General features: G+C 61.7%; 23 protein-coding genes. 16 read left to right on the top strand and 7 right to left on the bottom strand.

Annotated features, from left to right (window positions below; translation table 11 throughout):
* Positions 1-193 precede the first annotated feature (193 nt).
* Together JQ609_RS06945 and JQ609_RS06940 are read left to right on the top strand one after the other, a co-directional pair.
* A complete protein-coding gene (locus JQ609_RS06945; protein WP_212272646.1) occupies positions 194-1,234 on the top strand; it encodes a Ppx/GppA phosphatase family protein in 1,041 nt (346 codons plus the stop codon).
* Between the two features lie 114 nt (positions 1,235-1,348).
* Positions 1,349-2,035 carry an RlmE family RNA methyltransferase gene (locus tag JQ609_RS06940; protein WP_212207878.1) on the top strand — a complete coding sequence of 229 codons (687 nt, stop codon included), beginning with the start codon at positions 1,349-1,351 and terminating at the stop codon, positions 2,033-2,035.
* 181 nt (positions 2,036-2,216) lie between these two features.
* On the opposite strand, the gene JQ609_RS06935 is transcribed toward JQ609_RS06940, so the two are convergent.
* Positions 2,217-2,378, bottom strand: coding sequence for a hypothetical protein (locus tag JQ609_RS06935; RefSeq protein WP_212207879.1), 162 nt, complete (start codon positions 2,376-2,378; stop codon positions 2,217-2,219).
* A 30-nt stretch (positions 2,379-2,408) separates the two neighbouring features.
* Complete coding sequence (locus JQ609_RS06930) at positions 2,409-2,621, bottom strand: hypothetical protein (RefSeq protein ID WP_212272643.1); 213 nt, start codon at positions 2,619-2,621, stop codon at positions 2,409-2,411.
* A 248-nt stretch (positions 2,622-2,869) separates the two neighbouring features.
* On the opposite strand from JQ609_RS06930, the gene JQ609_RS06925 reads away from it, so the two are divergent.
* Positions 2,870-3,169 (top strand): hypothetical protein, encoded by a 300-nt coding sequence (locus tag JQ609_RS06925; protein WP_212272642.1) that lies wholly within the window; start codon positions 2,870-2,872, stop codon positions 3,167-3,169.
* 5 nt (positions 3,170-3,174) lie between these two features.
* Here JQ609_RS06925 and JQ609_RS06920 read toward each other — a convergent pair whose 3' ends face one another.
* Positions 3,175-4,650: a DHA2 family efflux MFS transporter permease subunit gene (locus JQ609_RS06920; RefSeq protein WP_212272640.1), complete on the bottom strand. Its 1,476-nt coding sequence runs from the start codon at positions 4,648-4,650 to the stop codon at positions 3,175-3,177.
* 168 nt (positions 4,651-4,818) lie between these two features.
* On the opposite strand from JQ609_RS06920, the gene JQ609_RS06915 reads away from it, so the two are divergent.
* The 6 genes from JQ609_RS06915 (at position 4,819) to JQ609_RS06890 (ending at position 9,458) form a co-directional block, all read left to right on the top strand.
* A complete protein-coding gene (locus tag JQ609_RS06915) occupies positions 4,819-5,061 on the top strand; it encodes a type II toxin-antitoxin system RelE/ParE family toxin (protein WP_212272639.1) in 243 nt (80 codons plus the stop codon).
* A 9-nt stretch (positions 5,062-5,070) separates the two neighbouring features.
* Positions 5,071-5,481, top strand: coding sequence for a helix-turn-helix transcriptional regulator (locus tag JQ609_RS06910; RefSeq protein ID WP_212272637.1), 411 nt, complete (start codon positions 5,071-5,073; stop codon positions 5,479-5,481).
* A 101-nt stretch (positions 5,482-5,582) separates the two neighbouring features.
* Complete coding sequence (locus JQ609_RS06905; protein ID WP_212207883.1) at positions 5,583-5,831, top strand: hypothetical protein; 249 nt, start codon at positions 5,583-5,585, stop codon at positions 5,829-5,831.
* A 196-nt stretch (positions 5,832-6,027) separates the two neighbouring features.
* Complete coding sequence (gene guaB / locus JQ609_RS06900; protein ID WP_212207884.1) at positions 6,028-7,518, top strand: IMP dehydrogenase; 1,491 nt, start codon at positions 6,028-6,030, stop codon at positions 7,516-7,518.
* Positions 7,519-7,639: 121 nt separating this feature from the next.
* Positions 7,640-8,263, top strand: coding sequence for a hypothetical protein (locus JQ609_RS06895; RefSeq protein WP_212207885.1), 624 nt, complete (start codon positions 7,640-7,642; stop codon positions 8,261-8,263).
* A 169-nt stretch (positions 8,264-8,432) separates the two neighbouring features.
* Positions 8,433-9,458, top strand: a complete 1,026-nt coding sequence (locus tag JQ609_RS06890) for an NADP-dependent oxidoreductase (protein WP_212272635.1) — start codon at positions 8,433-8,435, stop codon at positions 9,456-9,458.
* On the opposite strand, the gene JQ609_RS06885 is transcribed toward JQ609_RS06890, so the two are convergent.
* Positions 9,455-10,303, bottom strand: a complete 849-nt coding sequence (locus JQ609_RS06885; protein ID WP_212272634.1) for a metallophosphoesterase — start codon at positions 10,301-10,303, stop codon at positions 9,455-9,457. The genes JQ609_RS06890 and JQ609_RS06885 overlap by 4 nt on opposite strands.
* Positions 10,304-10,604: 301 nt before the next feature.
* Positions 10,605-11,312, bottom strand: a complete 708-nt coding sequence (locus JQ609_RS06880; protein ID WP_312014811.1) for an acriflavin resistance protein — start codon at positions 11,310-11,312, stop codon at positions 10,605-10,607.
* Positions 11,313-11,487: 175 nt separating this feature from the next.
* On the opposite strand from JQ609_RS06880, the gene JQ609_RS06875 reads away from it, so the two are divergent.
* Positions 11,488-11,910: an MAPEG family protein gene (locus tag JQ609_RS06875; RefSeq protein ID WP_212208028.1), complete on the top strand. Its 423-nt coding sequence runs from the start codon at positions 11,488-11,490 to the stop codon at positions 11,908-11,910.
* Between the two features lie 32 nt (positions 11,911-11,942).
* Positions 11,943-13,244 (top strand): RsmB/NOP family class I SAM-dependent RNA methyltransferase, encoded by a 1,302-nt coding sequence (locus JQ609_RS06870; RefSeq protein ID WP_212272632.1) that lies wholly within the window; start codon positions 11,943-11,945, stop codon positions 13,242-13,244.
* Between the two features lie 76 nt (positions 13,245-13,320).
* Here JQ609_RS06870 and JQ609_RS06865 read toward each other — a convergent pair whose 3' ends face one another.
* Entirely contained in the window at positions 13,321-13,653 is a 333-nt protein-coding gene (locus JQ609_RS06865; protein WP_212272630.1) for a DHCW motif cupin fold protein, read from the bottom strand.
* A 338-nt stretch (positions 13,654-13,991) separates the two neighbouring features.
* On the opposite strand from JQ609_RS06865, the gene guaA reads away from it, so the two are divergent.
* The 5 genes from guaA (at position 13,992) to JQ609_RS06840 (ending at position 18,079) form a co-directional block, all read left to right on the top strand.
* Positions 13,992-15,587 carry a glutamine-hydrolyzing GMP synthase gene (gene guaA, locus JQ609_RS06860; RefSeq protein WP_212272627.1) on the top strand — a complete coding sequence of 532 codons (1,596 nt, stop codon included), beginning with the start codon at positions 13,992-13,994 and terminating at the stop codon, positions 15,585-15,587.
* A gap of 4 nt (positions 15,588-15,591) precedes the next feature.
* A complete protein-coding gene (locus JQ609_RS06855) occupies positions 15,592-16,062 on the top strand; it encodes a hypothetical protein (RefSeq protein ID WP_212272624.1) in 471 nt (156 codons plus the stop codon).
* A 49-nt stretch (positions 16,063-16,111) separates the two neighbouring features.
* Complete coding sequence (locus JQ609_RS06850; RefSeq protein WP_212272621.1) at positions 16,112-16,777, top strand: hypothetical protein; 666 nt, start codon at positions 16,112-16,114, stop codon at positions 16,775-16,777.
* Between the two features lie 73 nt (positions 16,778-16,850).
* On the top strand, positions 16,851-17,324 hold the full coding sequence (locus tag JQ609_RS06845) for a hypothetical protein (protein ID WP_212272618.1): 474 nt from the start codon (positions 16,851-16,853) through the stop codon (positions 17,322-17,324).
* 110 nt (positions 17,325-17,434) lie between these two features.
* Positions 17,435-18,079 carry a hypothetical protein gene (locus JQ609_RS06840; RefSeq protein ID WP_212272616.1) on the top strand — a complete coding sequence of 215 codons (645 nt, stop codon included), beginning with the start codon at positions 17,435-17,437 and terminating at the stop codon, positions 18,077-18,079.
* Positions 18,080-18,174: 95 nt separating this feature from the next.
* On the opposite strand, the gene JQ609_RS06835 is transcribed toward JQ609_RS06840, so the two are convergent.
* Positions 18,175-18,804 carry a LysE family translocator gene (locus JQ609_RS06835; RefSeq protein WP_212272614.1) on the bottom strand — a complete coding sequence of 210 codons (630 nt, stop codon included), beginning with the start codon at positions 18,802-18,804 and terminating at the stop codon, positions 18,175-18,177.
* Between the last annotated feature and the right edge of the window lie 242 nt (positions 18,805-19,046).

Raw genomic sequence — 19,046 nt, 5'->3', positions numbered from 1 at the left:
AAAATACCTGAAATGCTTGGATTTCCGCGACTTTCGCGGGCTCGGAACCAAATAACGCACCGATCCCCCAGCGACAACGCCTGTTTGGGCATGGTCCTATGTGATGGGATGTTGCGTAGGTCCTTGGCGCTGCTAAAGTTTCCGTGAACCCTCATTCTTCGGCGGCAGCAAATGCCGCGGAAAGACAGTTTTGATGAACGAGGATACGCGGCTTGCCGATGGCCTTGCGGCCCGCGCAAGCCCGTCAGGGTCTGCTGTGGCAGGGGCGGAAAGCGGCGTCTACGCCGCGCTCGACCTTGGCACCAACAACTGCCGGCTCCTGATCGCCTGTCCGGCCGGCGACGGCTTCCGTGTGGTCGATTCGTTCTCGCGGATCATCCGGCTGGGCGAGGGCATCTCCTCGACCGGTTCCATCAGCGAGGCGGCGATCGATCGTGCGATTGCGGCCTTGAGTATCTGCAGCGACAAGATCCGCTACCGCAAGGCCCGGCGCCTGCGGCTGATCGCAACCGAAGCCTGCCGCGCCGCCGCCAATGCCGAGAGTTTTCGCGAGAGGGTGGCAAAAGACACCGGCATCCGGCTCGAGGTGATCGATCGCGAGACCGAGGCGACGCTCGCGGTGATCGGCTGCTCGCCACTGCTCGATCCCAAGGGACGGGGTGCCATCCTGTTCGATATCGGCGGCGGATCGACCGAACTGGTCCGGATCGAGCGCGATCCAGGGGAAGAAAACGCCGTCCCGCGGATCAAGGCCTGGATGTCGATCCCGCTTGGCGTCGTCACCATCGCCGAGCATTTCGGTGGCAAGGACGTCACGGCCGAATCCTATGCACGGATGGTCGCCGAGGTCGCGCAATATGTGGCGCCGTTTGCGGCCGAGCATGGCGGTGATCTGCGGGACATGCATCTGCTCGGCACGTCGGGCACCGTGACGACGCTGGCCGGCGTGTTTCTCAATCTGCAGCGCTACGACCGGCGCCGCATCGACGGCATCTGGATGAACAATTCCGACGTCACCTCGGTGATCCAGCGGCTGCTCGGCATGAGCTATCAGGAGCGCGCCAACAACAATTGCATCAGCGTCGAGCGCGCCGATCTGGTGCTGGCCGGTTGCGCCATTCTCGACGCGATCCGCGACGCGTTCCCGCTGCCGCGGCTGCGCGTCGCCGACCGCGGCCTGCGCGAGGGCATGCTGGTCGAAATGATGCGGGAGGACGGCGCGCTGCGAGCATGATCCGGAAAAGTGGGCACCGGTTTTCCGAAAAGATCATGCTCAAGAAACCGAGGTCGTGCTAAGGCGCGGCAGCGTGTGCTAGATCACATCCGGCTCCTCAAGGCGAATATCGACATGGCGAAAGACACCACCGGCCGGTTGCACGTCACGGTCAAGTCTGGTGGCAAGCGCAAGCTGTCATCGAAGCTCTGGCTGGAACGGCAGCTCAACGATCCCTATGTGGCGCAGGCCAAAAAGGACGGATGGCGCTCGCGCGCGGCCTACAAGCTGATCGAGATCGATGACAAGCACCGCTTCCTCAAGCAAGGCATTTCGGTGGTCGATCTCGGCGCGGCCCCCGGCGGCTGGAGCCAGGTCGCGGCCAAACGCATCGGGGCGGCCAACGGCAAAGGCAAGGTGGTCGCGATCGATCTGCTGGAAATGCCGGAAGTGCCGGGCGTCACCTTTGCGCAGCTCGATTTTCTTAGCCACGATGCGCCGGAAAAACTGCTGGCGATGATGGGCGGCCGCGCCGACGTGGTGCTGTCCGACATGGCCGCCAACACCACGGGCCATCGCAAGACCGATCAGCTCCGCATCATCGGGCTGGTCGAAACCGCGGCGGCGTTCGCCACCGAGGTGCTCAATCCCGGCGGCACCTTCGTCGCAAAGGTGTTTCAGAGCGGCGCCGAAGGCGAACTGCTGGCGCAGCTGAAGCGCGATTTTGCCACCGTCAAACACGTCAAGCCGGCCTCGAGCCGCCAGGACTCGTCCGAGCGCTACGTGCTGGCGATGGGCTTTCGCGGTGGAGCGAAGTCGTAGCCGATACGTTCCGCCGTCATTGCGAGCGAAGCGAAGCAATCCATCGCGCGGCATAACAGACAGGTGGATTGCTTCGTCGCAAGTGCTCCCGTGCGCAAACGCTTTGCGTTTGTCGCAGGCAATGACGAAAAAAGAGGCCGCCCGACTGGGCGGCCTCTTGCCGGTCTGATTTTGCAAATGATCAGAAACGGAACGGACCAAGCGGAATAAACGGAATCGGGAACGGAAACGGGTCGGTCGGGAAGGTCGGGCCGGTCCCGGTCGGAAGCCGCGGCCCGGTCTGCTTGATTGCGCCGCCGGCAACCTTGTTCAGTTCATCGAGGCTCAGTTCATTCTTGTTCATGTCAGTCTCCTGTTGGTTTGGGATTGATCGTTAGCCGATGGTCCAGCGCGCGAAGACGTCCTTGAACGTCCAGCCGCCGTCCGGATTAATCGGGGGCTTGGGCAGCGGGCGCCCCGGAATGCAGCCATCCTTGACCCCGCCTGCCACCGCTTCCAGTGCGGCATCGTCGAGCAGACGAACCGACTGATCTGAATTCCTAGAGTTCACCATTGTCGTCTCCCGTGTGTCCTTGAGCGAGACCATTCCCGCCATCCGTGATCACAGGGATACGGCATGGGCCGGTTCCTTGCCGTGACCGACGTCACACAGCAAACCGGGCCATCGCGATTTCAAAATGAGAGCGCCAACGCACCCCCGGGCAAAAAGAAAGCCGCCATGAGGCGGCTTTCCGTATTCCGTCGTTGCGGTGCCGTAACTACCGTCCGCCCTTAGGAAGCGCCGGCGATCCGCTGGGGGAGGTATTGATAGCGGGATTTCCTGATGGATTCCGCGTGCTGTTCGCGCCGGCGGCGGCGCTGCCGGCATCGTTGCTCAAGCCGGTGGTGGAACTGCCTGTCGTCGTGCTGTTGACCGAGGGTCCCGTAGTGGTGCCGCTTGTGGTCGATCCGCCGGTCGCCGTGCTGCCACCGCCGGAGCCGGTTCCGGTCTGTGCGATAGCCAGTGTGCTCGCAAATGTCAGTGCTGCGGCCAATCCGATAGTTCCGAGTTTCATGATGTCTTTCCTTTCCAGGTACGAAAGGAAAACGGTTGCGCCCGGATATGTTTCCGGTGCCGGGATCAACTGGGTGTGACGGATCTACCCCAGCCGCTGATCCCGCGCGTCCTCGGTGCCTTCGCTGGCGGCTCTGGTCGCGGCCTTTTCCGCGCCCTTGCGGCTGGAAATCTCGACCGCCTTGCGGCCCGAGATTTCGTGGCCGGCGTCATCGGGCATCTGCCAGAAGAACCAGCCCGACACCGCCGAGATGATCGCGACCACGATGAAGGCCGGGCCGAACATGGTTGCATCCAGTTCGGTGGCGTGGTGCCACAGCATGGTCGATTCCACCGAGAACGCGCCGACCGCGACGCCGGCCGAGGTCGCCAGCTGCTGGTTGACGCTCACAAGCGTGGTGGCGCGGCTCATCTGCGCCGGTTCGACTTCTGCATAAGCGACGGTGTTTATCGCGGTGAATTGCAGCGAGCGGAAGAAGCCGCCGACCACGAGGATGAGGAAGATCAGCGTCAGCGGCGTCGACACCGTGAACAGGGCGCAGGCGGCGAGAAACACCGAGCTGATGATGGCGTTGACCGCCATCATGTTGCGGAAGCCGAAGGTGCGGATGATGCGCGCGGCCAGCGTCTTCATGCCCATGGCGCCGACCGCGGAGGAGAACGTCACGAGGCCGGACTGGAACGGCGTCAGCCCGAAACCTTCCTGCATCAGCAGCGGCAGCAGGAACGGCAGCGCGCCGATCCCGAGCCGGAACAGGAAGCCGCCATAGATGCTGGCGCGCAGGGTCTGCAGGCGCAGCATGGAAAAATCCAGCACCGGCGATTTCGTCTTCCGCGCATGCACCACGTAAAGAGTCATCGAGATCGATCCGACGGCAATGAGGCCGCCGACGACCGTCCAGGGCAGCAGGTTGAGGCCGGCAACGGACAGACCGAAAGCGATGCCGGCAAGGCCAATGCCCGCCAGCACCAGCCCGTAGAGATCGAAGCGCTCCGGATCTTCGCTGCGGATCGGATCGATATATTTCATCGCGAGGAAGATCCCGAGCAACCCGATCGGGATGTTGATCAGGAAGATCCAGTGCCAGGAGAAATAGGTGGTGATGAAGCCGCCGAGCGGCGGCCCGATCACCGGGCCGATCAGCGCCGGCACCGTCACCCAGGTCATCGCCTGCACCAGCCCGCTCTTGTCGATCGAGCGCAGCAGCACCAGTCGCCCGACCGGCGTCATCATCGCCCCGCCGAGGCCTTGCAGGATGCGCGCGATCACGAAATGGGTCACGTTCTGCGACAATGCGCAGCCGATCGATCCCAGCATGAACACCCCGATCGCGATCGCGAACACCATCCGCGCGCCGAAGCGGTCGGCGGTCCAGCCGCTGGCGGGAATGAACACCGCGAGCGAGAGCAGGTAGGACGTGATCGCCAGTTTCAGCGTCAGCGGGCTGGTGCCGATGTCGGCCGCGATCGCCGGCAGCGACGTCGCAATGACGGTCGCGTCCATGTTCTCCATGAACAGGGCGGTGGCCACGATGAGCGGGATGATGCGCTGTTTGTTCATCGGGAATCAGGGTGCGGGGAGCGGGTGGGGCGCTTTGGGCTGTATCACCCTGCTCCCGGGCAAGCCATTGCGGAACCGCGCATACCACCTAAACCTTGTGTGATCCAAGATATCGCATTATGCGATTGAGAGCTTGATTTTTCCATCGCATTGTGCGATTTTTAGCTCGTGAAAGAGATCGAGTTTACCTCGGCCGCCGTCCGCCAATGGCGGAAACTTACCGCGACGACGCGCACGCAGATCGATCTCAAATTGAAGGCGTTCGCGGAAACCGGCGTCGGAGATGTGAAAGCGCTCAAGGGCGTCGCTGGAATGCGGTTGCGCTCTGGTGATTGGCGCGTCGTGTTCACGGTCAGCGCCAACACCATCACAATTCACGCGGTCGGACACCGCCGCGATATTTATGACTGAGAGAACCCGATGGCAAAAACCGGTACCGCAAAAAGCGCTGTCCAATTCATCCGCACGCCCGGTGGTGATGATCTCGCCGTGCTGCCGCGCAATGAATATGATCAGTTGGTAGCTCTCGCCGCCGAGGCACAGGAAGATGCTGCCGCGAGCCGGATCGTCCGCAATTCCACGCGTAGTCTCAAGGAAGGCCGTGAAGTCGTTCTGCCGAAAGCCGTGGCTGATCGTCTCGCAAAAGGAGACAACGCGGTGCGCGTTATCCGCGAATGGCGTGACATGATTCAAGGCGAATTGGCGGTGGCGGTCGGAATTAGCCAGAACTACCTGTCCGAGATTGAAACTGGTCGACGAAAAGGCCCGGCCGAACTGCAGAAGAAGTTCGCCCGGGCGCTCGGCGTGCCAGTCGACCTCCTGATCGAATGAGATCAGACGATTCCTGGGTAGGGACCCTGGCCATTGCGGAACCGCGCATACCACCTAAATCCTGCGTGACGCCGCCAACTGGCGCCACCGGAGACCTGACGATGATCTACCTGCTTGCCGCGCTGTTGCCGCCGCTTGGGCTGCTCCTGAACGGACAGCCGTTTTCGGCGATCTTCAACCTCGTTCTGCTGGTGTTTTGCCTGGTTTTTGGCCTGTTTTTCCACGTCCTGCTGCTGGTGCCGTCGGCGCATGCGCTTGTCATGGTTCACATGAAGCGGAAGGACCGCCGGCACCGGGAGGTGGTGGAGGCGATCCGCCAGCATGGCCCGCCGCCCGGATATCAACGTTAAAGTCCTTAACGACGGGGCTTTTCGGGAAAAGCCTGTGCAAAGCGGCCAAACGCTTTGATTCGGCCGTCCGCCATGCTATCGACCACCGTCAACCCCACCGATGGGCTTCGATTCGACGGCAGCGCCGCTCGCGCAGCCGAAGGCGACGTTCATCCCAAATAATATCGCGGCGGAGGCCGCCGAAAGGAGTTGGCAAATGGCGCAGGGACTTCAGGCTATCCGCGAAGCCTACACGTTCGACGACGTGCTGCTCAAACCCGGTCTTTCCGACATCCTGCCCTCGGAGGCGGATATCCGCTCCCGCGTGACCCGCGCGATCCCGCTCAACATCCCGATCATTGCGTCCGCGATGGATACGGTCACCGAAGCGCGGATGGCGATCGCGATGGCGCAGGCCGGCGGCGTCGGCGTCATTCACCGCAATTTCGATCCCGAAGGCCAGGCCGCCCAGGTGCGGCAGGTCAAGAAGTACGAATCCGGTATGGTGGTCAATCCGCTGACCATCGGCCCCGACGCCATGCTGTCGGACGCGCTGACGTTGATGAACGATCACGGCTTCTCCGGCATTCCCGTGGTCACCGGTGCTTCCAAGGGCGTTCCGGGCAAGCTGGTCGGCATCCTCACCAACCGCGACGTGCGTTTTGCCACCGACCCGAAGCAAAAAATCTCCGAGCTGATGACGCATGAAGGCCTCGTCACGGTGCGCGAAGGCGTCAGCCAGGACGAGGCGAAGCGCATGCTGCACAAGCATCGCATCGAAAAGCTGTTGGTGGTCGACGAGCAATATCGCTGCGTCGGCCTGATTACCGTCAAAGACATGGAAAAGGCGGTCGCGCATCCGCTCGCCTGCAAGGACGCGCAGGGGCGGCTTCGGGTCGCGGCGGCGACCACGGTCGGCGAGGGCGGCTTTGAGCGCACCGAGCTATTGATCGACGCCGGTGTCGACCTCATCGTGGTGGACACCGCGCACGGCCACTCCTCGCGGGTGCTGGAAGCCGTCAATCGCATCAAGCGGCTTTCTAACGCCGTACAGGTCATCGCCGGCAATATCGCCACCCAGGAAGGCGCGCAGGCGCTGATCGATGCCGGTGCCGACGCGATCAAGGTCGGCATCGGGCCGGGCTCGATCTGCACCACGCGAATCGTCGCCGGTGTCGGCGTGCCGCAACTGACCGCGATCATGGATGCCGTCGAAGCCGCCAAGAAATCCGACATCCCCGTGATCGCCGATGGCGGCATTAAATATTCCGGCGATCTGGCCAAGGCGCTCGCCGCCGGCGCCGACATCGCCATGGTCGGCTCGCTGCTGGCCGGCACCGACGAGACCCCGGGCGAAGTGTTCTTGTGGCAGGGCCGTTCCTACAAGGCTTATCGCGGCATGGGCTCGGTCGGCGCGATGGCGCGCGGCTCGGCCGACCGCTACTTCCAGCAGGACATCAAGGACACGCTCAAGCTGGTGCCCGAGGGCATCGAGGGCCAGGTGCCGTATAAGGGCCCGGTCGGCAACGTCATGCACCAGCTTGCCGGCGGTCTTCGCGCGGCAATGGGCTATGTCGGCGCGCGCAACCTCGCCGAATTCCACGAGAAGGCGCAGTTCGTGCGCATCACCGGCGCGGGACTGCGCGAGAGCCACGTCCACGACGTCACCATCACCCGCGAAAGCCCGAACTATCCGGGCGGAGTGTAATTTAGGCCGTCATTCCGGGATGGTCCGAAGGACCAGACCGCAGATGTGCAATTGCACATCGTAGTTCGCGTCTTCGACGCGCCGCGGAATGACGCTGCCTTGCCATTGAAAGAAGTTGATTATGGTCGATTGGTCGGACGACAGGATTGCCGCGCTTTCTAATCAGGATTTGAAGAATCTGCTCGTCAACGCCGAGCGGAAAGCCGCCGCTGACATCATCGCGCGGTGCAACGCCGAGCTGCAAAAGCGCAATGCCGCCAGGCCAGGCAAGGCATCAAAGCCGCGCACCGAGGCAAAAGAGTTCGAGCACGCGATGTCGGAGCAGCTCGCCCAAATCGGCAAGGCGATGGCCGCCAAATTCGATCTGTCGGAAGAGACCGCGAAAGCGAAGTCGGTTGGCGTCAAGGGCTTCAAGGCCCACAAGCTGCTCGACTCCAAGGGTTTTGCAAAACTCGGCGGCATGCAGCGCGACGGTTCGGTGGCGGTCGACCGCTACATTTCCTATCGGCGTGGTACCGACATCGTCTCGCTCAGCGTCTTTCTGCTGAAGGATGCGCCGGTCGAAACCCATGAATTTCACGTGATCGCGCCGCTGGCGCTGCTCGATGGCGGCAAGCCGATCGCGGAGGTGCGTCCCACCGCGACGGAAGCCCAGAAGCAGACCGCTGACAGCGGTCTGGCGTTCCCCGATTTGCCAAGCGCTGCTGCGGCGTTTGAGGCCGCGCTGGCAAAAATCGCGACCTGACTGACCGTCATTGCGAGCCAACGGGTCGCGCGCATGCGCGCCCGATGACAGGCTCCGCGAAGCATTTGTCTTTGGCAAGAATGGATTGCTTCCGCCTTCGCTCGTTGAGCTTCGGCGGACAAGTCGCTACGCTCGCGATGACGACAAATAACAATCGGAGGAACCAACCATGTCCCAATCCGCAAAACGCATCGTTCTCGCGTCCCGTCCCGTGGGCGAACCGAAGCCATCAGACTTCCGCCTTGAGGAATATACTGCGCCGACGCCTGGCGAGGGCCAGGTCCTGCTGCGCACCATCTGGCTGTCGCTGGATCCCTATATGCGCGGACGGATGAGCGACGGCCCGTCCTATGCGGCGCCGGTGCCGATCGACGGCGTGATGGAAGGCGGCACCGTCAGCGAGGTGATAGCCTCGAACAATCCCGGTTTTGCGAAAGGCGACATCGTGCTGTCGCGCGCCGGCTGGCAGACGCATGCGATCTCGGACGGCAAGGGACTCGCTAAGATCGATCCGAAGCTCGCGCCGATCTCGACCGCGGTCGGTGTGCTCGGCATGCCCGGCATGACCGCCTATACCGGCCTGCTCGATATCGGCAAGCCGCAGCCGGGCGAGACCGTGGTGGTGGCCGCGGCCTCCGGCGCTGTCGGTTCGGCCGTCGGCCAGATCGCCAGGATCAAGGGCGCGCGGGCGATCGGCATCGCCGGCGGCAAGGACAAATGCGAGTACGTCAAAAAAGAGCTCGGCTTCGACGATTGCCTCGATCACCGCGATCCGGATCTGGCTGCAAAACTGAAGGACGCCTGCCCGAAGGGCATCGACGTCTATTTTGAAAACGTCGGCGGCGCGGTGTTCGATGCGGTGTTTCCGCAGCTCAACGCGTTCGCGCGTATGCCGGTCTGCGGTTTGATCGCGGAATACAATAATTTCGGCGAGACATCGCCGAAATGGGGCGGCAAGTTGATGCGCGCGGTGCTGACCAAGCGCCTCACCATCCGCGGCTTCATCGTCAGCGATTTTGCGTCGCGCCACGGCGACTTTCTGCGCGACATGTCGGGGTGGTTCCGCGAAGGCAAGATCAAGCACAAGGAGTTCGTCACCGAAGGCCTCGACAGCGCGCCCGCCGCGTTCATGGGCCTGCTGAAGGGCGCCAATTTCGGCAAACAGCTGGTGCGCGTCGGGCCGGACAAGGCTTAAGCGCTCTCCGTTTTCCGATCCGGATAAAGCAACTCATCCAGGTCGACATCGACCTGGCCCGGCGCACGCACGTGGCGGACTTCAAAACTGTCGGGCGCAAAGCGGTATTCCACCAGCCCGGTTTCCTTGATCGCGATCACTTCCTGCATGCGATCAGGAATGATGAAGCCCACAGACGGCGACCAGACATGGCGGACGCGGCCATAGGTGAAATCGCGGCGCTGGTGGACATGGCCGGAGGCCACTAAACGCAGATCGACCGCGCCGAACATCTCGATCAGCCGCGCCCGCGCCGGCTGCGGCACGTAGCGGATCGCCGATGATTCCAGTTCGGGATCGTCGGGCGCGTCGAGATAGAGCGGCTTGTGCAGGAACAGCGCGACCGGCTTGCCGCCGGTGCGTGACAGTTCTGACGCAAGCCAGTCGAACTGCTCGGCCTCGCTGGCAATTCCGGTGTTCATGATCAGCGAGTTCAACCCGACAAAACACCAGCCGGCTTCGTTGAAGCGCCAGCGGTCCTCGCCGATCACGGCGCGAAAGTTTTGCAGGTGCTGTTCGCTCGCGGGATGCGATGGCACCGGTCCAACCGCGGTCGGATTGTCGCCGATGTCGTGATTGCCGGGCAGGTAGCGGCAGGCCACCGGAAGTTCGGCGTGCAGGCTTTTGGCGAATTCGAGATCGGCGCGGCTGGTCGGCCCGTCGAAGGCGACGTCGCCGCTGTTGACGACGAGATCGGGCCGGGTCGCGTCGATATGTTCCGCTACGCGATGAAAATTGTCGGTGAGCTTTGCGAGGCGGCGGGCGAGGTGGGTGTCGGAAATCTGGGTCAGGCGGAATGAGCTCATGTGAAAATCCTTTCGTCGCCGATTATAGATTTGTCGGCGACGGAATGATGAAATGTGAGTCGTGATCGCCCGCACAATAAACCGCGCGCGCAAGGTTGTTTGAAGGATTGCTTGAAAAGATGTTTGAATCGAGAAGACCGGATCTTCCTTCCCTCTCCCCTTGTGGGAGAGGGTGGCTTCGCGAAGCGAAGACGGGTGAGTGGTTCTATCCTCACTGCACGAGTTGCGATGAGGATAGAGACTCCTCATCCGGCGCTTCGCGCCACCTTCTCCCACAAGGGGAGAAGGAAGGAGTATCGGCTCACAGCACGCGGTAGCGGATCGCAAAAGCGTTATGCGTCTCTGGTGTCACCGTGTTGCCCTTCGCAAGCGTGATGCCGTCGGCCAGATGCCACGGCCCGAACTTGTCGGAATGCGTCGGGCTGGCCGGCAGCCGCAGCTTGAACTGGGTCTGCGCTCGCCCGGGCAGATTGAGCACCACCATGCGATCGGTGGTGCGGTAGTCGAGGGTCACGGTTCCCTTGAGCACGCTGCGGCCGTCCGGTGTCGAGGCCAGCGCATCCTGCACCTTGGCCAGCTTCTGGTTCCGGTCGGTCAGCAGTTCCACCTGGGTATCGGCAATTGCGGTCAGCGCCGCCTTTGGCAGCCGGATTTCGAATTCCACGGCGGGTTTTGCCGGATTGATTCCGAGATAGGCCAGCGCGGCATGCCGGACGTCATAGACCACGAAGGCGACGAGGGCGATCACGACAACCGCGGCGAGGCCGTGCTTGAGAAGGTCGCGCGGGCCGCGGGTGCCGCTGCGGAAATAGACCGACAGCACGATCGCCACCGCCAGCGCGGCGGCGACACCCGCCAGCGTCGACATCACAATGCCAAGCCCGCCATCGACGCTGTCGTCGAACCAGCCGGTTCCGGCGCCGACCATTTTGAGCAGGGAGGTCACGGAATCGCCGGGCGCTTCGGCCACGCGGGCCGCGCCGGTTAGAAGCGGTGAGGTGATGTTCATGGCGCCATCTCGAAGGGCGGAGCCATCAGGACCGGAATGACCTGAGCGCTCCAGCAATTGGTCACGCGGGGGCCGATTGCGGTTCAGCCCAAACGGCGATTTGTCAGGCGGCGGCACCCCCGCTATTGGTGCAGCGGAGGCAAATGCCTCCGGGGAGATTCCCATGGGTGTCCTGATGTCGATTCAACTGGTTTTGCTGCCTGTCTTTGCCCAGGTCGGGCTCACCTTTGCGCTGCTGCTGTGGATGGCCACGGCGCGGACCAGTGCCCTGAAAGCGAGGGAAACCACCCTGAAGGACATCGCGCTGCGGCAGCCGAACTGGCCCGAAAAGGCCACCCAGATCGGCAATTGTTACAGCAACCAGTTCGAAATCCCGGTCCTGTTCTACATCCTGATCGCGCTGGCGCTGCCGCTGCGCAAGGCCGATTTCTTCATCCTGCTGATGTCCTGGGTGTTCGTGGTGACCCGCTTTGCCCATGCCGGGATCTTTGTCACGTCGAACGACGTCCGGACCCGCTCGCTGGCCTGGTTCGCCGGCGTCCTTGTGCTGCTGGCGATGTGGATCTACTTCGCGCTGAAGATGCTGCTCCTGATTTGAGCCCAGCGCCTGTCTCGAACCGAAAGCTTTGAATGACCCCCGCCGCCCGGCTGTCCGCAGCCATCGAACTGATCGACACCATCGACGCCCAGCGTGTTCCCGCCGCCAAGGCGCTGAAGGAGTGGGGCACCGCGCACCGTTATGCGGGTTCCGGCGACCGCGCGGCGATCTCGGGCCTGATCTGGGACGTACTGCGCCGCCGCGCCTCGAGCGCCTGGCTGATGGAGGCCGACACGTCGCGGGCCCGCATGCTCGGCATGCTCCGGCTCGAGCGCAAGCTCGACGCGGACGCCATTTCGGCCCTCTGCGACGGTGGCCGCTTCGCCCCGGAACCGCTCAGCGACGGCGAACGAACAGCGCTGACCTCACGCTCCCTCGACGGCGCGCCGCCGCACATCGCCGGCGATTACCCGGAATGGCTGGATGCGCATCTGGCTGATGTGTTCGGCGACGACCGCGTCGCGGAGGCCACCGCGATGGCGAGCCGGGCGCCGCTCGACCTTCGCATTAACACCCTAAAAGCGAGCCGCGAGAAGATGTTGCCGCGGCTTTCTCATCTCGGCGCGCAGCCGACGCCATGGTCCGCGATCGGCCTGCGCATCGAACTCGGCGCCGACGCCCGCAACCCCGGCATCCATGCCGAGGAGGACTTTATCAAGGGCGCCGTTGAAGTGCAGGATGAAGGCTCGCAGCTGGCGGCGTTGCTGTCGGCGGCAAAACCCGGCGAGCAGGTGATCGACCTCTGCGCCGGCGCCGGCGGCAAGACGCTTGCGTTAGCGGCAATGATGCAGGGCAAGGGCCGGCTGATTGCCACCGACCACGACAAGCGCCAGCTCGCGCCGATCCACGAGCGGCTGTCGCGCGCCGGCATCCACAACGCCGATGTCCGCACCCCGAAGGGCGACGCCGACCCGTTGGCCGACATCCATGCCTCAGCCGATCTGGTCGTGATAGACGCGCCCTGCACCGGCACCGGCACCTGGCGCCGCAACCCCGACGCCAAATGGCGCATGCGCCCCGGCGCGCTCGACGTGCGCTTGAAGGACCAGGCCGAAGTGCTTGATCGCGCATCCGCTCTGGTAAAGCCGGGCGGCCGGATCGCCTACATCACCTGTTCCGTGCTGCCGCCGGAGAACGGCGCGCAAGTTCGCAGTTTTGTCGCGCGCCATCCGGAGTTTGCGGTGGTACCGCCGGAGCAGACGGCGAGCGTGCTGTGGGACAAGGCGGAGGATTTTGCCAAGGCCGCGCTGCAGTCGCCGGAGGGCTGGCTGATGACGCCGCGGCGGACAGGAACGGACGGGTTTTTTGTGTCGGTTCTGCGTAGGGTGGGTTAGCGCAGCGTAACCCACCATCTTTCGTTCTTCGTGTCGGCGGTGGGTTACGGCTTCGCCTAACCCACCCTACGAAGCCTCAATCCACAATAAACAGCTTCACCCCCGTCGTCGTCGACGACCTATGCGCCGCATCGCCGAAATCCGACACCTGGTAACTCATCCCCGCCGTCAGCTTGAACTTCCGTCCATCCCGCAGCTCGCTATCGAGCTCGCCCTCCAGCACATAGAGCACATGCCCGCGGTCGCACCAGTGGTCGGCGAGGTAGCCCGGCGTGTACTCGACCATCCGCACCCGCAAGTCGCCGATGTTGAGCGTCCGCCACGTCGCCTGACCGGTCTCGCCCTTGTGCGTCGTCGGCTCGACCTTGCTCCAGTCGGTTACGGTGAAGGGCAGGGTGGGGATTTTCATGTGGGGTCTCGCGCTGTGAACCAGTGACTTTAAATCGGTGTCGGCGTTCAGCTTACCTCGCCCCGCTTGCGGTCCGCTTGCGGGGAGAGGTCGGATTGCGAAGCAATCCGGGTGAGGGGGTACCGGTCCATCGATAGGTCGAGCTGGAGGAGAGAGCCCCTCACCCCAACCCTCTCCCCCGCAAGAGCGGGGCGAGGGAGACGTCCTGCGCACGATCATCCACGCAAACCAGGTCAGCAATACCTACCTAAATACCTCCCTGTCCACCGCGCACATAAGAATGTGAGTCCCCCGTTTGTGCGGTTGCGAGTGCGGCCCCCGTCGCGTAATTCCTGTCCATGACAGCAGCACAGCCCGCAGCAGAGTCGACGCCCTCGGTGGCCTCGGCGCACGACAAGATTCTGATCGTCGATTTCGGCAGTCAGGTGACCCAACTGATCGCCCGCCGCGTGCGCGAGGAGGGCGTCTATTCCGAGATCGTGCCGTTCCAGAAGGCGGAGCAAGCCTTCAAGGAGATGAAGCCGAAAGCGGTGATCCTCTCCGGCGGTCCGGAATCGGTGCATGAAGCCGGCTCGCCCCGCGCGCCGCAGCTGATCTTCGATTCCGGCGTTCCCGTGCTCGGCATCTGCTACGGCCAGATGACCATGGCCGCCCAGCTCGGCGGCGAGGTCGAGGGCGGGCATCACCGCGAATTCGGCCGCGCCGATGTCGAGGTCAAGGCGGCGAGCCAGCTGTTCGAATCCATTTGGGGCATGGGCGAGAAGCACCAGGTCTGGATGAGCCATGGCGACCGCATTACAAAAATGCCGCCGGGCTTTTCGGTCGCCGGCGTCAGCGCCAACGCGCCATTCGCGATCATCCAGGACGAGACGCGCAAATATTACGGCCTGATGTTCCACCCCGAAGTGGTGCACACGCCGGATGGCGCCAAACTGATCCGCAATTTCGTCAGAAAGGTTTCCGGCCTCACCGGCGACTGGACCATGCGCGCCTTCCGCGAGGAGGCAATTGAAAAAATCCGCGCCCAGGTCGGCAAGGGCAGGGTGATCTGCGGCCTCTCCGGCGGCGTCGACTCGGCGGTGGCGGCGGTGCTGATCCACGAGGCGGTCGGCGACCAGCTCACCTGCGTGTTCGTCGATCACGGCATGCTGCGGCTGGATGAAGCCAAGACCGTCGTCGACCTGTTCCGGCACCACTACAACATCCCGCTGGTGCACGTGGACGCGTCAAAACAGTTCCTCGGCGAACTCGCTGGCGTCACCGATCCCGAAGTAAAACGCAAGACCATCGGCCGCCTGTTCATCGACGTCTTCGACGCCGAGGCGAAAAAGATCGGCGGCGCGGACTTCCTGGCGCAGGGCACGCTCTACCCCGACGTGATCGAGAGCGTCTCCTTCACCGGCGGCCCGTCGGTGACCATCAAGAGCCACCACAATGTCGGCGGCCTTCCAGCGCGCATGAACATGAAGCTGGTCGAACCCCTGCGCGAATTGTTCAAGGACGAGGTCCGCGTGCTCGGCCGCGAACTCGGCCTCCCCGAAATTTTTGTAGGCCGCCATCCGTTCCCCGGGCCGGGCCTCGCCATCCGCTGCCCTGGCGACATCACGAAAGAAAAGCTCGACATCCTCCGCAACGCCGACGCCGTCTATATCGACCAGATAAGGAAACACGGCCTCTACGACGCCATCTGGCAGGCCTTCGCCGTGCTGCTGCCGGTGAAAACCGTCGGCGTGATGGGCGACGGCCGCACCTACGAATACGTCGTCGGCCTCCGCGCCGTCACCTCGACCGACGGCATGACCGCGGACTTCTATCCCTTCGAGATGAAATTTTTGGGCGAGACCGCCACGCGGATCATCAACGAGGTGAAGGGGGTGAACAGGGTGGTGTATGACGTGACGTCTAAGCCGCCGGGGACGATTGAGTGGGAGTAGTCCGTTGAAGCTTCGTTTCGGTGAATTTCCAGCGGAGCATCATTTTCTTCTGCTTGCGCGTCCATTTGTAGAGTGGATGTTCAAGTTTTTCAGTTGGCTGATAATCGTCTCGACCGTGCAATTCGTTCAGGAGCGAACCGGTAGTAGAGTGCTGCTCGTTGTTCAATGGTTTTCGTATTTGCTCATTCTTGGCTTCCTTGGCTGCTTTGTCGACTGGGTGCTGAGTTTCAAGCGATATAAGGCCATTTCCGGCAAGAAACTTGCTGGCATTGCAATAGCCGACGTAGGAGCCGACTCTAACGAGACGGTCAGAACAAGACTCGCTAACGTGTTCGCGCAGGCCTTGCTCAAGGCCCGGGGGATCCTTGTTGTACTGATTAGCTTCGCTCTGACTTTCCTGTTTGTTGGTGCAGCCAATACTGTTACGGACAGGGTAATTGGCGCTCTTGTTGAGTTTCAGCGTCAGGTAAAATGAGTGAGTTGAGTACTAGAGAATAACTAATTTTCGTTCGCGAGGAGCGCGAGTGCGTGATCGAGGAGCCATAGCCTTTTTGGTGATTAGCTTCGTGCTCGTGGCTTTTGCGGTAATGATTGCTGCGCTGATTGTCGCTCGTGACGGTTTTGGTACAAATAGCGCGGCTTGGGTTCAAGCGGGTGGATCAGTTGCAGCGATCGCTGGTGCTGTTTGGCTTTTCCGAGGTGAAACCAAGCGGAGGCGGCGAGAGCGACGGGCCCAGGGCGAGGAAGTGGCTTGGGCTGTGAGGTTTGCCCTCACAAATGCACAGCTTGAGGCTCGAACAATCGTGTTGGAATTGTTCGACAAGAGTGCAGCAAAAAGCGAAAGTCCGAGGCGTCATTGGCAGCTTCGGATTGATAATTGCCGTAACGTTCTGGACGTGTTCGCTAAGCGACTCGATCATATTCATCCGATGCTAAACCATCTCGCGAGCAATGGAGCGCTGCTACTGCGGGAACTCGAAATGGATGCTCGAAATGCTCTGGAGTTCATTGAGCGCGGTGAGCGTCCTCCCATGGATATGGCAGGTGATATTGCCCGCTATGAAGGCCATTTCGCGCAGTTGATTGAACAGTTGAACGCAAGAATGCGCGGGGTCGTCAAGTCGTTGGATGAAAATGGAGATATGCCGCCATCGCAGCGGTTTGACGTCTGGAAAATCCCGGACGGATAGAGGGCAGACTAGGCTATAGAGGCGTTCCAGGCATTGAGCGTTCTCAATTGCGCTAGACGGATTGTAGGCAGACATGTCCGAATTTGCCTTAAAGTTGGTCTGGAATCAGGAGAAAATACCAGTTGTGCTTCGGCGGACAGGCAAGGGGCAGCGCTTGCGCGTTCGCGTTCCTTACTCGGAAACGAACTGCAAATGGCTTCAAAACGGCCGGCGGACGTCGCCGTTCTGGTTTGCCAGTAAGAAATACTGGGAATTGCCAAAGGCTTGGTTCAACGATTTTGTCGAGAGGTGTCTAGCCGAGTATGGCAAGGTTTATATTATCCAGCCTTATCGCGAGCAGGAGAAATGCGCGCCGGCTTGCCAGAATGCGGCCGGGCATGAGTGCGAATGCTCTTGCATGGGTGTCCACCACGGCGCGGGAAATGATGGCAGCTGGTTCGAAGTGTCTGACGCGTTTTCAACACGTTGGGGCGATCAGGAACTCGCTTGTCGACTGTTGACCGCAAGACCGGGGTCTCAACTTCAACCAGCTCGCGGGACACCTTAGCCGGACGCGCAGTCATTGAGGTGACTTAGGGTGCAAGCAAAGTGTCTTCAGTGCTGCGTGACGTTCAAGCGTAGTATGAGTGCATATGGGTGGGTTAACGAGGGCATGCGTTGATCGAACGCAAAAGCAAAGATGAAATAGAGCAGACGTCGGCCGTCGCCGCCGCAGGGCGCCTCTTTCGCGCGTACGAGCAACATTGCCGACGTCCAGGTGTTGACACGCTCTTTAATACTCTAACCTCAATGCACAGCCTGAACGACAGGCTCCGAAGTGCGGTCGATCACGATTTTCATAAAATTGACGAATTCGTTGCGCTGAAGGCGCTTCGCAATTTTACCCACCATCAAGAGGAGGTTCGCGCCAATGTGTGCGTAATTCCAAGTCCAGCGATGAGCGATCTGCTTTTTCTTTGCATAGTCCGACGTGACCAGGTCGAGCGCGCGATCGAGAGCGTCGATAAGCGGTGGCGCGCGCATACGAGAGGCGCATGTGAGGGCAAGTTCCATTGGTACGGCCCCGCAGTGAACATCAACCCATGTCTCTTCAACTTTATGGTTCGCGCTTACGAATTGCTGATGGAGTTCGACGTGTTTCCGCCGAAGGACGCCGTCGAGTCCTTCGAGAATTCATACCAGCTTGAGGTGGAGAACGGTCAATCTCACTTTGTAGACGGGCGCTTTGAATCGCACGCGGCGGACGTGCAAGCCGTCCTGTTGGCCGTAGTTGCTGAACTACCAAAACCGCAAGCGTCCTGATCAATTCTCTCTATTTCGCTTAAAGCTCGCAGGGTGGATTAGCCGACTTGTTTGCCGTAGCTCGCGGAGCGAAGGCGGAAGCCGTAATCCACCTGCTAGCGCTCTTGCAGAGCCAAGCGGATGCCCAAGGCGCAATAAATTCCGCCTACGATCTTGCCTTGCCACTTCAGCACAGTCGGATTGCGGCGGAGAAAGTTGCCGAGTCGTCCGGCCGAAACCGCAAATATCACGGTGCTTAGCAAGCCCAACAGGACAAAGATCGTCCCGAAGATCGCCAGTTGTAGCGCCACCAAGCCATTCCCGGAGTCGACGAATTGAGGCAGGAAGGCCAGGAAGAAAAGCGCTGTCTTTGGGTTTAGCACTTCGGCCACGATGGCCTGCCGAAACGCCGTCTGCGGCGTGATCAGAACTGATCGGGCGGCAGTTGGATCCGACGGTGATTTTGCGATGATCGCCTGTATTCCGAGAAAGATCAGATAGGCGGCGCCGAGATATTTGACGATACTAAAAAGCGTTGCCGACGCGGCGATGATGGCGGAAATGCCGACGATCGCCGTGACGGTATGAATAACATCGCTAGCCGCGATTCCAGCTCCGGTCGCGATGCCGACCCGGGTGCCCGAGCTTGTCGCCCGGGCGACGGTCAGGAGTGTGGCAGGACCAGGTATGAAAACGAATCCAAGAACGATTGAGACGTAAGCTATCAAGGTCGTCCAGTCGATCATGTACCAGTCCTCGCAACCAGTATTCAGGAAAGCGGCCTTACCCCGGACCATGAGCCGCGAACGACTTAGCACGTAGCACGGATTAGCCGACCTGTCCGCCGTAGCTCGCAGGGCGAAGGCGGAAGGCGTAATCCGCCGCCTTTGTAACAGACCGAGCGGCGGATTACGCTTATGCCAATCCGCCTACGGGCTGCCATCCGCAGTTTCCAATTCCTCCGTATATGCTAGAAGCCTCCGCATAG

Origin of the sequence: Bradyrhizobium sp. AUGA SZCCT0169, assembly GCF_018130085.1 — a bacterium.
Classification (GTDB): Bacteria; Pseudomonadota; Alphaproteobacteria; order Rhizobiales; family Xanthobacteraceae; genus Bradyrhizobium.
This window is presented reverse-complemented; position numbering and strand designations above follow the sequence as displayed.